The sequence below is a fragment of the Rhizobium sp. SG570 genome (genome assembly GCF_012275345.1).
Classification (GTDB): Bacteria; Pseudomonadota; Alphaproteobacteria; order Rhizobiales; family Rhizobiaceae; genus Rhizobium; species Rhizobium lusitanum.
In genome coordinates, this window is sequence record NZ_JAAZQI010000020.1 from 19,539 (window position 1) to 34,525 (window position 14,987).

13 protein-coding genes are annotated in these 14,987 nt (G+C 61.8%); 2 read left to right on the top strand and 11 right to left on the bottom strand.

The window, feature by feature from the left end:
* Positions 1-5 precede the first annotated feature (5 nt).
* From FHT28_RS29310 to FHT28_RS29325, 4 genes are read right to left on the bottom strand one after another with little or no spacing between them, the layout of a single operon-like run.
* A complete protein-coding gene (locus FHT28_RS29310; protein ID WP_168598125.1) occupies positions 6-1,199 on the bottom strand; it encodes an FtsX-like permease family protein in 1,194 nt (397 codons plus the stop codon).
* A 5-nt stretch (positions 1,200-1,204) separates the two neighbouring features.
* Positions 1,205-2,356, bottom strand: coding sequence for an FtsX-like permease family protein (locus FHT28_RS29315; protein ID WP_168598126.1), 1,152 nt, complete (start codon positions 2,354-2,356; stop codon positions 1,205-1,207).
* 5 nt (positions 2,357-2,361) lie between these two features.
* Positions 2,362-3,045, bottom strand: coding sequence for an ABC transporter ATP-binding protein (locus FHT28_RS29320; RefSeq protein WP_047560225.1), 684 nt, complete (start codon positions 3,043-3,045; stop codon positions 2,362-2,364).
* Position 3,046: 1 nt separating this feature from the next.
* Entirely contained in the window at positions 3,047-4,141 is a 1,095-nt protein-coding gene (locus tag FHT28_RS29325; protein WP_168598127.1) for an efflux RND transporter periplasmic adaptor subunit, read from the bottom strand.
* A 158-nt stretch (positions 4,142-4,299) separates the two neighbouring features.
* On the opposite strand from FHT28_RS29325, the gene FHT28_RS29330 reads away from it, so the two are divergent.
* Entirely contained in the window at positions 4,300-5,319 is a 1,020-nt protein-coding gene (locus FHT28_RS29330; protein WP_112442674.1) for an AraC family transcriptional regulator, read from the top strand.
* Positions 5,320-5,332: 13 nt separating this feature from the next.
* On the opposite strand, the gene FHT28_RS29335 is transcribed toward FHT28_RS29330, so the two are convergent.
* Positions 5,333-6,658 (bottom strand): FAD-binding oxidoreductase, encoded by a 1,326-nt coding sequence (locus tag FHT28_RS29335; RefSeq protein WP_168598128.1) that lies wholly within the window; start codon positions 6,656-6,658, stop codon positions 5,333-5,335.
* Positions 6,659-6,909: 251 nt separating this feature from the next.
* Between FHT28_RS29335 and FHT28_RS29340 the strand changes: the two genes are divergently transcribed.
* A complete protein-coding gene (locus tag FHT28_RS29340) occupies positions 6,910-7,386 on the top strand; it encodes an Lrp/AsnC family transcriptional regulator (protein ID WP_034510479.1) in 477 nt (158 codons plus the stop codon).
* Positions 7,387-7,419: 33 nt separating this feature from the next.
* Here the strand turns inward: FHT28_RS29340 and FHT28_RS29345 are convergent, their stop codons facing one another.
* From FHT28_RS29345 to FHT28_RS29370, 6 genes are all read right to left on the bottom strand, one after another.
* Positions 7,420-9,081: an ABC transporter ATP-binding protein gene (locus tag FHT28_RS29345; RefSeq protein WP_168598129.1), complete on the bottom strand. Its 1,662-nt coding sequence runs from the start codon at positions 9,079-9,081 to the stop codon at positions 7,420-7,422.
* Complete coding sequence (locus FHT28_RS29350) at positions 9,081-9,923, bottom strand: ABC transporter permease (protein ID WP_047560210.1); 843 nt, start codon at positions 9,921-9,923, stop codon at positions 9,081-9,083. The genes FHT28_RS29345 and FHT28_RS29350 overlap by 1 nt, the downstream gene beginning before the upstream one ends.
* Positions 9,924-9,925: 2 nt before the next feature.
* On the bottom strand, positions 9,926-10,876 hold the full coding sequence (locus FHT28_RS29355) for an ABC transporter permease (RefSeq protein WP_037197456.1): 951 nt from the start codon (positions 10,874-10,876) through the stop codon (positions 9,926-9,928).
* Between the two features lie 96 nt (positions 10,877-10,972).
* On the bottom strand, positions 10,973-12,583 hold the full coding sequence (locus FHT28_RS29360; RefSeq protein ID WP_047560207.1) for an ABC transporter substrate-binding protein: 1,611 nt from the start codon (positions 12,581-12,583) through the stop codon (positions 10,973-10,975).
* Positions 12,584-12,655: 72 nt separating this feature from the next.
* Positions 12,656-13,372 carry an HAD-IA family hydrolase gene (locus tag FHT28_RS29365; protein WP_168598130.1) on the bottom strand — a complete coding sequence of 239 codons (717 nt, stop codon included), beginning with the start codon at positions 13,370-13,372 and terminating at the stop codon, positions 12,656-12,658.
* Between the two features lie 238 nt (positions 13,373-13,610).
* Positions 13,611-14,984 (bottom strand): aspartate aminotransferase family protein, encoded by a 1,374-nt coding sequence (locus FHT28_RS29370; protein ID WP_168598131.1) that lies wholly within the window; start codon positions 14,982-14,984, stop codon positions 13,611-13,613.
* Positions 14,985-14,987 lie beyond the last annotated feature (3 nt).

Sequence of the window (14,987 nt, forward strand, 5' to 3'; positions counted from 1 at the left end):
GCGGTTCATGTTCTGCCGCTCATCGCCAATCGCAAGGGGATCCGAGTGGCGGCGATGGCGGGAACGGCGCCGCCGATCGCGCCGATGGCCAGCGCCAGCACTGCGGCCTTGCCAATGAGGGGAGGCGAAAGGATCAGCTGGAATCCGATCTGCGTGCGATCGAGGCTCATCGTCGATGCGCTCCAACCGTTGAGCACGAGATAGGAAATGGCGATGCCGCTCAGGCAGCCCAGCGCAGTCAGGATCATCGCTTCGATCCAGGTGCTGGCAAAGGCGGCACGCCGGCTGAAGCCGATCGCCCGCGCCGTGGCAATCTGGGTGCTGCGATCCGACACGGAGCTGGACATGGTGGTCATAGCGCCAACCGCAGCGCCCACAGCCATTATGACGGCGAGCGGCCAGCCGAGCAAAAGGATGAGCTTCGACGTGCGTTCGGCGAGCGCTGCGAAATAGTCCTGCTCGGAGCGCAGCGTCAATGCGATCTGCGGCATGCCGGCCGCCGTGGATTGCAGGGCGGGCAAGGCCTGCGGCGAAGCGAGTTTCACACGGATGCTCTGAATCTGGTTGGGCCGGTCGAACAGCGTCTGGACCACGCCAAGGTCGCCCAGCATTTCGGATTCGAAAGCAGATCCGCCCGCGTCGAAGATGCCGACGACCGTCCATTTCGATGTGCCGAGCGTCAGTTTCTCGCCGATGTCGAGCCCCTTGTAATCGAGACTGAGCCGGCGGCCGACAACGATCTCGCTGGTGCCGGGTGTGAATGTGCGGCCGCCGACGATGCGCACGTTCGGTCGCACATCGAGGCCAAATGGACCGATGCCGCGCAGGGACAACGTGGCGGAAGAAACACCGGATTTTTGCTGGATATCGACGGGCACGACCATTTCCGGCGATATCAGCGCCACGCCTTTGGCATTGGTCGCGAAACCGCCTGCACCGTCCAGATAGTGAAGTTGCGAGATGTCGATCCGGCTCCCGAGCTCCGTTGCGGCACCCTTGCCAAGGCCGATGGCGATGTCCGGGGAACCTGCCTGCATGAGGGATAGCCGGAAGCCGTTCGACATTGCCAGGAAACCGAGCAGAACGGTCACGACCATTGCGACCGAAAACACCAGGGACAACGACATCCATTTGCGGCGATGGAGCGATTTCAGATTGGATGCGGTAAGGGCAAGGATCTGGTTGATGATAGTCGTCATCGTCGTCACTTCTCTCTCAGGGCTGCGTGGGGAGGCACTCGCATGGCGCCGTAAGCCGGTATTGCGGCAGTCGCTGCCGCCAGAACGGCGGATAGGCCGATGGCCTGCAGCACGGTTGCAGGGGCAAGCGACATGTCCGGCACGACCGTGTGCAGCGGCTCCCGCAGCAGGATGATCGCGGCATAGGCAAGGCAGACCGCAAGGCCAAGGCCGGCTGCAAACAGACTGAATGTCTCGGCGAGCACATTGCCGAGAATGAAGCGGCGCGAGAAGCCCAGCACCTTTAACAGGCCGATTTCTTTCGTTCGCTCGCGAATAGCGAAGACCATGGTATTGGCGACGATCATCAGAATGGTGACGAAAGCGACGCCGACCACCAGCCGCACGATGGTCGCTATATCGGCAAACTGCGCGATGAAATCCCTCATGAATTCAGCCTCGGTTCGCGTCCGGGTCTGATAGGCGGAATTGGCAAAGAGCGTATCGACTGCTTTGATGACGTCGTCGGCATGCGCGCCGCTCCTTGGCAGGACGCCGAAGTTGCTGACGGTATCGCGATCGACGCTGCGCTCCGAATTGATGTAGTCGTAGCGCGCCATCACAAAATGCGTATCGGCGGATTTTCGGCCATCCAATATGCCGGCAATCTCGAACTCGAAGTCCGAACTGCCATCGGCCCTGAAGAAACTTGACGTGTTCAGCGTGATTTTCTGCCCGACCACCCAGCCTTCCTGGGTGGCGATGCTTCGCCCGGCAATGACGCCGTTGCGGGTTTGGCGGAAGCGGGCGAGAGTCTCGGCGGAGATATCGTACTCGTCGCCGATGAAGGCGGGGAAACTGTCGGGTTCCACCGCCGTCAGCCCCAGGAAATTGCTTGGGGTGCGATAGGTTGCGCGGCTGCGTGCCATATAGGTTGCGCTGGCAATCCCAGGCAGGGCGAGGATCTTGTCGTAATAGCTGATCGGCAGGGGTAGGGCATCCCCGATCTTGTTGCTGACGACGAGCCGCTCGGACTCGACCTCGCCGCCAAGGAAGCCACGCTCGAAGCTCGTCAGCACGAGATAAATGAAGAAGGCGATGGCGATGCTGGTGATCAGCAGCGCGCTGCGCACCGGTCTGCGCGTCATGCCGCGGCGAATGAACGTCAAGCGATGCATGGCGGTTACGCAGCCTCCGCTTCGATGAATTTGCCCTTGTCCAGCCGCAGTTGACGCCGGGCAGAACGGGCGGCGGCGTCGTCATGCGTCACCATGACGATCGTCTTGCCAAGCTCGGTATTGAGAATGCGCAGCATGGCGAGCACCTCGTCGGCGGATTCACGATCGAGATCGCCCGTCGGCTCGTCGCAGAGCAAAAGTTTCGGGTCGCTTGCCAGTGCGCGGGCGATGCCGACGCGCTGCTGTTGGCCGCCTGAAAGCTCCGAAGGCAGATGCCGTCGCCGGTCGGCAAGGCCGAGCATGGACAGAAGCGTCTCGACCCGTTCGCGACGCTGGCGCGCACTGAGGCTCGTCAACAGCAGCGGCAGCTCGACATTCTGTTCCGCCGTCAGCATCGGCATCAGATTGTAGAACTGAAACACGAAGCCGACATTGGCCGCGCGCCATCTCGCCAAAGCACTTTCGCTCATCCGGCTGAGGCGGGCATGTTCGAAATCGATCTCGCCTTGGTCCGGGCGATCGATGCCGCCGATCAGATTCAACAGTGTCGATTTTCCCGACCCGGACGGTCCGACGATGGCGACGAAATCGCCCGGCGCAATCGTCATGGTCAGATCGGAAAAGATCGTCACGGTGTTGCGCCCGAGCCGGTAATCCTTGCGCACGTTGCTGATCAAAATGCCGTCCATCTCAGTTTCCTTTCTCCTCGGCCTTCGCCTGAAGGCTCGGTGGGTTCAGCGTCACTTTCGCCGCCATGTTCGGCAGCACGCCCGAAGGCGCCGTCAGGAATTCGAGACGCGCGGTCACGGTGCCTTTCTGCATCGACGCAACGGGTACGATCGTTGTCACGCGCATCTTGAATTGCCGGTCGGGAAAGGCGTCGAGAACGGCGATCGCAGCCTGGCCAGCCTCAATGCGTGCGGCGTTGGATTGGGCGATATCGACGTCGATGGCCAGCGAAGCCGGATCGAGAAGCGTCGCAATGCCATCTCTGGGCCCGCCGCCGTCCGTCCCCGAGGCGACCATGTCTCCAAGACCAGCCAACCGGGCGACGATCACGCCATCGAAAGGAGCGACGATGCGATGGAGCGATATGGTGTTTTCCTGCCTCTCCACCTGAAGCCGCGCGGTCTCGGCTGCCTGTCTTGTGCTGTCGAGATCATTGGATAACTGCAGAACGGCGAGTTCGTCCGTGTCGAGGTTGCTCTGGGACGCCGCGCCGCGATCGGCGAGTTGCTTGGTGCGTGCCAGGGTCCTTTGCGCCTTTGCGAGCGAAATCTGGTTGCGCTGCACGGCAATGACAGCAGCGGCGGCCTGTGACCTTGAGATCTTCAGCTCGATCTCGCTCGTCGTCGTATCGAGCCCTGCAATGACTTGGCCGGCAATGAAATGATCCCCGACATCCAGTGGCAGGGAGACGACCTTGCCGCCAACCTCGGGCCGCAAGGTGATCATGCGCCCAGCAACGACATAGCCGGAGCCGATCACGGCCTGGGGAAGGCTGGCGATGGGTACGGCTGCGACGGTGTCTTCATTCCGCGATGATGTGTCTGCCGTCGCAGGCGATACGGAACTGGTCGCGATCGAAGACGAGTACTTTACTGGTGTATCGATGGCGAGCTTCGATGGCAGGCAGACGATGGCTGCCGGTATCGCGATCGCGCTCGCCAGAATGAGGCTGCGGATTGCGAGCCGTCGGCTTGCCGCAGCGCCGGCGGGCGGGCTGTCGGGGCGATCGATTGCCAGGGAACGAAGTCGGGTAGCCATGTTTGCGTCGGCGCTCATCGCGGTCTCCAGCGGGTTTCGTCGCCAACATCGCCGTTCAAGGCAGCGGATGCGACCTCGATCACGATTCAGGACGTCCCGGATCGCGATCTGGATCGCCTGAGGTCGCGAGTCACGTCATAGTGCGGCCGATCACGATTGATCGTGGAAGGGGTCTCATGCTGTTCGTGCCGTTGCCGTTCGTCGTCGCGTTGCTGCTTCTGCTGCTGCTTCTGGCAATGCTGCGGCGGGATGACGGCATGGCCACCAACCGACCTTTCCTCGTGCTGCTGGCACTCTGCTGCGTGCAGTCGGTCCTTGTCGGCTTGCGCTGGGGTTACGATCTGCCGGTCGTCGGCCGCCTGACGCTTGCGCTCGCGACGATCATGCCGTCACTGGTTGTCGCAGGTGTCATGCACCTCGGTGCCGCTGGCCCGCGCCGCTGGTCCGAGCGCATCGGTCTCTATGGTTTCCCGCCTGCGATCATCGCGCTGCTGATCATTATCTGGCCCGAGGCGATCGATATCGCGATGATCCTGATCTATCTCGGCTATGCCAGCGCCTTGCTCTGGCTGATGCGCGCCGGCCCCGACGTACTGCCGCTTGCTTCCTTCGAGACGGCTCAGCCGACCCATCGAGCCTTCGTCTTTGCCGCGGCGACGCTGAGCTTTTCGGCGGGGATCGACGCGCTTGTCATGTTCGATTTCGAATGGACCCAGGGCGCTCATGTCGGCAAGATCCTCAGCATCGCCAATCTTCTCGGCCTGTTCATGCTCGGCATGGCAGCAGCCGCGGCCAGCCGGAATTCGACCGTGAGAGATATTGTCGACGTTGCGCCGGTTCCGGATACGGCGGAAGACGCAGAAACGATTACCCGCATCGAGGCGCTGATGGGTGAGAAGAAGCTTTATCGCGACGCCAATCTCAATCTCGAGCGCCTTGCCCGCAGAGCCGGCATACCGTCTCGCCGCATCTCGGGCGCCATCAATCGCCGGATGGCCAAGAACGTCTCGCAATATGTCAACGACTACCGCATTGCCGAGGCCTGCCGTCTTCTTGTTGAAACCGATCGGCCGGTGACCGAAGTCATGCTTGAGGCCGGCTTCCAGACCAAATCGAATTTCAACCGCGAGTTTCGCCGCGTCACCGATATGACGCCCGTCGCCTGGCGCGAGAAATGCGCCTATCCCTCAGGCTGAGGCTCGCCGCCCGTCAGAAATCGGCAACTTTTCCCCAGGCGGAGCGGTTCAGGCGATCCGGATAATAGGGCTTGGGGTCGACGATCGGCGTCGCACCCGTAACGAGGTCGGCAACAAGGTGTCCGGCACCGGGGCCAATTCCGAAACCATGGCCGCTGAAGCCTGCCGCCAGGATCAGGCCGGGGATTGCAGCTATCTCGCCGATCGCGGGCACGCCATCCGGCGTGCTGTCGATATAGCCGGCCCATGCGGCCGAAACGGGGGCATGAACCAGGGAGGGAAGAAGTGTGCGTGCCCGCGCAAGCGTCAGGTCGATCTGCTTGCGGTCGGGGCGCGGATCGAGGATGCGGTTGCGCTCCATCGGCGTCGGCCGATCGAGCCGCCAGTGCGAAAGGGTCTCGTGGCCGCCCTTCAATCCCTCCATGCCTCCCGGCGCCAGGCTTTTCCAGCGACGGGCGAACATCGGCACGAAATAGCGGGCAAAGCGAAGCTGCTGCAAGGTGGGGTCGACACGGGCCTTGCCGCTGATGGCGAGCGTATAGCCGCCGTCGCTTCGTCTCGTCGCCGAGACGGCGGCCGTATGGAGGGCTGCCGGAAGGCTCTTGGCTCCGGGCGCGACGGACAGGATCGAGGATCGGATGGCCGCCTGCGGAAAACGAACCCCCAGCTGTCGGCAGAAGGACGATGCCCAGGCTCCGCCCGCCATGACGACGGTTTCGGTGCGGATGATCCCCGCTTCCGTGACCACGGCGCTGACGCGGCCACCTGTGGTTTCCAGACCACGGGCCGCGCACATCTGATGCACGCTGCCGCCGAGCGCCATGATGGCGCGGGCGACAACGGGCGCGGCGCGGGAGGGATCGGCGGTGCCGTCGGTCGGCGAAAAGACGCCGCCTTTCCAGGCCTTGCCGGTCGCCGCGCCGAATTCGCTGGCTTTCTTGCTGTCAAGCATATGGGTGGTGACGCCGACGCCACGGGCAAACTCGCCCCAGCGTGCCCAGCCGGCCAGTTCCGCATCATTGTCGCTGAGATAGAGCAGGCCGCAGCGGCGAAAGCCGGCGTCCTCGCCGCTCTCTTCAGCGAATGCGTCCCAAAGCGCCAGGCTCTTGGTCGCCATCGGCAGCTCGCGGGCATCCCGGTTCTGCTGCCGGCACCAGCCCCAGTTCCGGCTGGATTGTTCCGCGCCGATCCGTCCCTTCTCGACAAGTGCGACTTTCATGCCGCGGCGTGCAAGGTAATAGGCGGAGAAGACGCCGACGATGCCGCCGCCGATGACCACCGCATCCGCCGTCTCGGGCAGTGTCGGTGTGGTCTCGATGTGAAAAAGGGGGGCGGGCATGGCAATCTCCGTTCGCAGACCAGCATTGTAATCGAGCTTTTCGTCCGCAAATGCTGCAGATCGCAATCAGACAGCATTTCCTTCTGTGCAGTGCCAAGACTACGAATTCTTCTGTTAAAGCACGGATTTCACGTCGTTATATCGAGGTATACATGCCCGATTCCGCTTGCTAAGCGAGGCTTTCGGCCTAAAATGACGAAAGATTATTCCGCAAGGCAGCCATTCTGCCATCCGCAAACCGGAGCGTGCCGATGAAACTCGACCGGATCGATATCAAGATCCTCTACGAACTGCAGAAGAACGGCCGTATCACCAATGTCGAACTGGCCGAGCTGGTCAATCTCTCGCCCAGCCCCTGCCTGATGCGGGTCAAGAAGCTGCAGTCCGAGGGCTATATCTCCGGCTATTCCGCCCAGATCAACATCGCCAAGCTCGGGCAGACACTGACCGTCTTTACGGAAGTGACGCTGAAGAACCATCGCCAGATCGATTTCGCCCGCTTTCTGGCGGCGGTCGAGAAGGTGGATTCGGTGGTGGAATGCCATCTGGTTTCCGGCGGTTACGACTATCTGGTGAAATTCGTTACCGCCGGCATTGCCGAATACCAGACGACGATGGAGCGGCTGATCGATATGGAGATCGGCATCGACAAATATTTCAGCTTCGTCGTGCTGAAATCGCCGATCGTCAAGGCGCATATGCCGCTAACAAGCCTGTTTCCGGTCTGACCGGCGTTGAGCCGTTAGTCTAACTCGCAAATCTCAGCGGCTAGCGAAAGCCCGGATCAACTCGTCGTCCTGCTGCAGGCCGTCGAGCCAGCCCGTGTCGAGCTTCGGCACCGAGGAGAACAGCAATTTCGAATAGGGGTGCTTGGCGCCGCCGGCGAGATCGGCGGAGGAAAGCTGCTCGATCTTCTCGCCCGCATACATCACGATGATCTCGTCGCAGATCGCCTGCACGGTCGAAAGATCATGGCTGATGAAGACATAGGACAGGCCGAGCTCGCGCTGCAGCTCCTTGAGGAGATCGATGATGGCGGCCGCCACGACCGTATCGAGGGCCGAGGTGATCTCATCGCAGAGAATGATCTTCGGCTCGGCCGCCAAGGCGCGGGCCAGATTGACGCGCTGCTTCTGACCGCCTGACAGTTCGGCCGGACGGCGGTGTTTGATGGCTGCCGGCAGATGCACCATGTCGAGCAGCTGCTCGATGCGGGCTTCGCGCTGCCTGGCGCTTGGGTTGCCATAGAAGGCAAGCGGCCGACCAAGAATATCTCCGATCGATTTGGCCGGATTGAGCGCTGTGTCCGCGAACTGGAAGACGATCTGCAGCCTGCGCAACTCTTCGCGCCGGCGATACCTGGCGTCGGCGGCGAGCTGTTTGCCGTCGAAGACGATATCTCCCGAGACCGGCGGCAGTATCCCGGCGATGACGCGGGCAAGCGTCGACTTTCCGCAGCCGGATTCGCCGATGATGCCGAGATTGTGGCCGGCTTCCAGCCTGACGCTCACGGATTTGAGCGCGACCGCCGTCGGCAGGCCGTTCGGCTGGATCGGGCCGTATCCCGCCACGATATCCGTGACCTCGAGCAGGGCGGGCGTCTTGTCGGCGGTTGCCTGCGCCGGCGAGGCGTAGAGCTTGGGCTCAAACGCGGCCAGGAGTTCCCGCGTGTAGGGATGGGAGGGCGAGGAAAGGATCTGCTCGGTCGTGCCGATTTCCTGGATTTCGCCGCCCTTCAGCACGACGATCCTGTCGGCGACCTGCGCGACGACCGCGAGATCATGCGATACGTAGACACCGGCGATGCCACCGGTCTTCATGACCGATTTGAAAGCCTTGAGCACTTCGATCTGTGTCGTCACATCGAGCGCAGTCGTTGGCTCGTCGAAGATCACGAGCTTCGGATTGCCGATCAGCGCCATTGCCGCCGATAGCCGCTGCAACTGCCCGCCGGATACCTGGTGCGGGTAGCGCGCGCCGATCGTCTCCGGATTGGGCAGGCTGAGCGCCTTGAAAAGCTCGACGGCGCGTGCTTTCGCGTCTTCGACCGGCATGAGATCATGAATGCGGGTGATCTCGATCACCTGTTCCATGATGGTCTGAGCCGGATTGAAGGCGGCCGCGGCACTTTGCGGTATGTAGGCAACCTCCGTGCCACGGATCTTCGCTCTGGCTTTTTCGGACAGGCTCGGCATGTCCTTACCTGCAAGCAGCACCTCGCCGCCGCTGATCCGGCATCCAGGGCGAGCGTAGCCCATCAGGGTCAGGGCGATCGTCGTCTTGCCGGAGCCGCTTTCGCCGATCAGGGCGACGATCTCGCCTTCCTGAATATCGAAGCTGACGCCGCGGATGATCTCGACGCGACGGCCGGAATCGGTCTTGGCCTCGACCTTCAGGTTGCGGATTTCGACGAGTTTGGCCATCAATTGCTCCGGTCCCGGATTTTCTGGGGAAGGTTATCGATCAGCAGGTTGACGCTGATCGTCAGGCTGGCGATCGCGATGCTCGGAAAGATCACCGCAGGCGCGCCGAAGGGCAGGCCGCCGATGTTTTCACGCACCAGCGCACCCCAATCGGCATTCGGCGGCTGCACACCGAGGCCGAGGAAGGAGAGGCCGGACAGGAGCAGCACGATGAACACGAAGCGCAGGCCGAGATCGGCCATGACCGGCCCCAGAATATTCGGCAGGATTTCGGAACGAATGAGATAGAGCGTACCTTCGCCGCGCGCACGGGCCACCGTAATGAAATCCATGGTGTTGATGTTGACGGACAGCGCGCGGGCAAAGCGATAGGCGCCTGGCGTGTAGATGACGGCGAGCGTCAGGATCAGTACCGGGATCGAGGAGCCGACACCAGCCACGACGACGAGGCCGAACAGCTTGCTCGGGATCGAATTCAAAGCATCGAGAAAGCGGCTGAGCACGCTGTCGAACCAGCCGCCGATGACGGCCGCGATCATGCCGAGCGCGACGCCGGAGACGCAGGAGACGCAAACGGCGGCAAGCGAGATGCCCACCGTGTAGCGCGCACCCATGAGAATACGCGACAGGATATCCCGGCCGAGATAATCCGTTCCGAGCCAGAACTTGGCCGATATCGGTCCGAAATAATCGAAGTCGACGATATCGCCGATCGAATAGGGGATGATCAGCGGTGCAAAGATCGCCACCAATGCCCATAGCAGAATGACTGCAAAGCCGAGCATGCCGACGATGTTGAAGCGAAAGCCGAGCTTGCGGGGAGTGAAGGCGGTAAGGGCCATGATCAGCGCAACCTCGGATTGGACATGATGGCGATGATGTCGGCGATGGTGATCAACAGGAGATAGACCACGCAGAAGATCATCGCGCAGGTCTGGATCAGCGGCAGGTCGCGCGTGGCGACGGCATCGACCATCAGCTTGGCGATGCCCGGATAGTTGAAGATGGTTTCAACGATGATGACGCCGCCCAGCAGATAGGAGAGCGACAGCGCCACCGCGTTGACGATCGGTCCCAGTGCATTCGGCAAGGCATGTTTCAGCACCATGCGCCGGCGCGACGCCCCCTTCAGCAGCGCCATTTCGACATAGGGCGTGTTCAGCGTCTCGATGACGGCGGCACGCGTCATGCGGATCATCTGCGCCGATATGACGAAACTCAACGTGATTACAGGCATCGCGAAGACGCGCAGCATCTGCCCGAAGGAATGGATCTCGTTGGCGAAGGCAAGTGCCGGCAGCCATTTGAGATAGACGGCGAAGATCAATACGGCCGAGGTGGCGACCATGAATTCCGGCACGGAGATGACGCCGATCGAAATGATGGTGACGATGCGGTCGTAGAGCGAGCCGCGCAGCATCGCCGCCGTAATGCCGAGGGTGAGCGCGATCGGCACGGAAAACAGCGTGGTCGCCGCCGCGAGTTTCAAGGAGTTTCCGAGCCGCGAGCCGATCAGATCGGCGATCGGCATGTTGTTGGCATAGGAAATGCCGAGATCGCCGGTGGCGAGGCCAGCAAGCCAGCGGACGAAACGCAGGATGGCCGGATCGTTCAGATGCATGGCGGCGCGAAGACCGGCGACTGCTTCAGGAGTGGCAGCCTGGCCGAGCAGGATCTGCGCAACGTCGCCCGGTAGCATCGATGTTGCCGCAAACACCGTGAACGAGACGATGAGCAGCGTGACGAGGGCCACGAGCACACGGCCGAACACGAGATAAAGAACGTGGCGGTTCATGACGGATCCCCATCGCGAGAGCGGATGTGCCAGTTTCCCGGCATTGTACCCGACAAGCGGCGCCGAAGCACCACCGGCCGGGTACGAAGGCAGGGATCAGGCATCGAGCCAGACATATTCCGCAAAGGCGTAACCCATCATGCCGCCGAGCGGATTGGCTTCCAGCCCATGCAGCTTCGAGGAGATCGCGTCGACGTTGGAGATATAGGCCGGGATAGCGGTGCCCGCATCTTCGGCAATCATCACCTGCATTTCGCCATAGATCGCCTTGCGCTTGGCCTGGTCAAGCGAGCCGCGCGCCTCAATGAGCATGCTATCGAACTTGGCGGACTTGTACTGGCTCTCGTTCCACGGAGCATCGGAGGAATAGAGCAGGGAGAACAGGATATCCGGTGTCGGACGCGGATTGATATTGCCGAAATGCATCGGCGCCTTCAGCCAGTAGTTCGACCAGTATCCGTCGGAGGGCACACGCTGAACATCGAACTTCATGCCGATATCCGCGCCGGCCTGCTGCAACACCATCGCCATGTCGATGGAAGAGGTTGCTGCATCAGAGGCGACAACGGGGATGGACTGGCCGAAGAGGCCCGACTTCTGAAAGTGGAACTTCGCCTTTTCAGGATCGAAGGCCTTCGGCTTCAGATCGGCATTGTGATAGATGCTGGATGGCGGCACGGGCTGGTCGTTGCCGATTTCGGCGAGGCCGCGCAAGGCCGACTTCTGGATCGCTTCGCGGTTCAGCAGATACTTGACGCCGGTAACGAAGTCCTTGTTGCTGCCCGGGTTCATGTCGAGGCGCATGTTGAGGTCGGTGTAGTTGCCGGAGGTGGTCTTCGACAACGTCACGCCCGTTTGGCCGTCCAGGAGCCGCATTGAGCGCGGGTTGATGGAAGCGGCAAGCTGGATGTCGCCCGACATGAGTGCGTTGACGCGCGCGGAATCGTCCTCGATCCCGAAGAACTCGAAGGAATCGAGGTGCGGGCCGCCTTGCTTCCAGTAGTTCTTGTTCTTGACAGCGACGGAGCGGACGCCCGGCTGGAAAGTCTCGCAGACGAAAGCGCCCGTGCCATTGGCCTTGCTGAAATCCGTCGTGCCGTCGGCAATGATCATGAAGTGATGGATGGCAAGGATTGTCGGGAGGTCGGCATTCGGATTGACGAGCGTGATCTCGACGGTCAGCGGATCGACAGCCTTGAAGCCTGTCATCTGCTTGGCGATGGCATTGACCTTCGAGCCGACGGCCGGATCGAGATGGCGCTTCAGCGAATAGACGACGTCGGCCGAAGACAGGGTCTTGCCGCTGTGGAAGGTCACGCCCTTGCGCAGCTTGACGGTCCAGACCTTGGCATCGGCGCTTTCGATGCTTTCGGCGAGTTCCATCTGCGTGACGCCATTCTTGTCGAGGAAGGAGAGGCGATTGTAGAAGGCACAACAGCGGACATAGTCCGTCGACAGCGATGCCTTGGCCGGATCGAGCGTGTCGGCGGTCGAGGACGACCAGCCGGCCGCCTTCAGCGAACCGCCCGAGACCGGGGTTGCTGCGAAGGCGGCGGAGGCTCGACCGAAGATCGCCCCGCCGGCCGCAGCGGCGATGCCGCCCGCGAGCAGCATTTGCAGGAGATCGCGGCGAGTTGCGCCACGGCGGATGGCATTTTCGACCATGGCATCGTCTGCGCTGGTCCAATTCGTGATCTTGTCGTTCATTGCGTTCCCCTTTTTGTTGAAGTTGAGTTGTCGTCCCGTCTTTGGCGGGCTCAGTATCGGGTCGTTACTCCGTCAGGCGGCCTTGCTTGCCTCCGCTGCTTCGGCAAGTCCTGCCATGGAGGTGAAATGATAATCGGGCTTTGTGAATTCCTGAGGTTCGATGGTGCCGCCATAGCCCTTCTGGGCATGGCGTCGCTCGATCCAGCAATTGGTCATGCCGAGTTGGCGGGATATGCCGATATCGTGATACTGGCTTTGGGCGACGTGCAGAATGTCGTCCTTCGAGGCCTGCTCCTTGCCGACGAAGGCGAAGACCTGCTCGAAGAAGGCCGGATCGGGTTTTTCCGTGCCGGTGTCATCAGCGGTGAATGCCGCATAGAACGGATTGCCGAGTTCCTTGGAGAAATGTTCGAAGGCCCAGCGGCGGGCATTCGTCATGGCAATCAGCCGATAGCGCTTGGACAGACGGCGGAGCGCATCGGCACTGTCGGCAAAGCCTTTCCAATTGCCAGCGGAATCGCGCAGCCGTTCACCGAATTTCACTTCGGCAGGCAAGCCGAGCTTCGGCGCAATGACCATATAGACGCGGACCAGATCATCGGGGAAAAGACCGGCGTCGCCGGAATAGCGCGCAGCGCGATAGAGTGCCAACGCCTCTTCGCCATCGACGGAGACACCTGCCTCTTCAGCGATCCCAGCCAGACACTCCTTGATGCCGCCCTCGAAGTCGATCAGCGTTCCGACGACATCGAAGGTGAAATATTTGAAATCCGCTAAGCTCTTGGCCAAGTATCTGTCCTCGAATGAGCGCCATCAATTTCGATCGCGCGACTGAATGCAGAAGAAAATGCTGTTCCGATCTTGCCGCTTGTTCTGTTCTATCTCCTCAAAATCCGCGTTTTTTAGGCTCTGAGGGTGGCAGCACGTCCAGTTTCGCAGTTAAGGCCTGCCGGAGTCTCTGAATGGCGGAGCTGTGGCGGCACAAAATTGCGAATATGGGCGCAAAGCGGTATTTCGGCCGCCGCGCTCAAGCAAGAGCCGCGCGAACGTCCGGATCTTCCAGCGTCTGATCGAGCGTCCTGCGCGTACGATCGATGATCGCGTCGATTTCCGCATCGGTGCAGCAGAGCGGCGGCGCATAGCCGAGCACGCCGTTGCCGAAGGCGCGGATGACAAGTCCATTGTCCCAGGCACGATCGAATATACGGCGCGAGGGATCGGCGGCCGCGGGCAGCGGCGTCTTGCGCTCCTTGTCGACGACCAGTTCGATGGCGGCCAGCATGCCGCGCCCGCGTACATCGCCGACCAGTGGATGCGCGGCTAGCTCGTGCAGGCCGGCCATCAGGCGAGCGCCCGCCTTGACGCCGTTTTCCAGCAAGCCGTTTTCATAGAGGCGCAGAACTTCGAGGCCGACCGCTGCGCTGACGGGATGGGCGGAATAGGTGTAGCCATGGCCGATGGCCGCGGACCCGGCACCATCGGCGATCGTCTGGTAAACGCGCTCCGACAGGAAGACGGCGCCCATCGGTACATAGCCGGAGGTAAGACCCTTGGCTGTTGTCATCAGGTCGGGGACGATGTCTTCATCGGAGCAGGCAAAGAGCGGCCCGGTGCGGCCGAAGCCGGTGATCACTTCATCGGCGACGAAGAGGATGTCGAGCTCGGTGCAGACGTCACGCATCGCCTTCATCCAGCCGGGCGGCGGTACGAGCACGCCGCCGGAGCCCTGGATCGGCTCGACATAGAAGGCTGCCGCCCGGTCGGCGCCGATCTCCTCGACCTTGGCGCGCAGAGCGGCGACGGAGGCGGCGATGATCGCCTGCGGATCGCTGCCGACGGGATTGCGATAGGCATAGTGCGTCGGAATCTTGTGCTGCCAGTCGAGCGGCACACCGAAACCGGCATGGAAGATCGGCAGCGCCGTTAGCCCGGCACCCACCGTCGAGGAACCATGATAGCCCTGCTCAAGCGAGATGAACTGATCCTTCGCCGGTTTGCCGAGCGAATGGTAATAGTAGCGGATGAAACGGATTGTGCTGTCGACGGCGTCCGAGCCTCCGAGCGTGAAGTAGACGTGGTTGAGATCGCCCGGCGCCCGGTCGGCCAGCTCGGCGGCAAGCCGGATGGCCGGCTCCGAGCCGAGGCTGAAATAGCCGGTGGCATAGGGCAGTTCGCGCATCTGGCGGGCGGCAGCCTCCACGATGCTCTCATGGCCATATCCGGCGTTGACGCACCACAGACCGGCGAAGCCGTCGATCATCTGATGCCCCGTCGCGTCGGTGACGGTAGCGCCTTTGGCGGATTTCAGGACCCGCACACCGGCTCGCTCGTGGCCGCGATAGGAGGCGACCGGATGGACGAGGTGGGCGCGATCGAGTTCGACAAGGGAATTGCTCAGCATGAT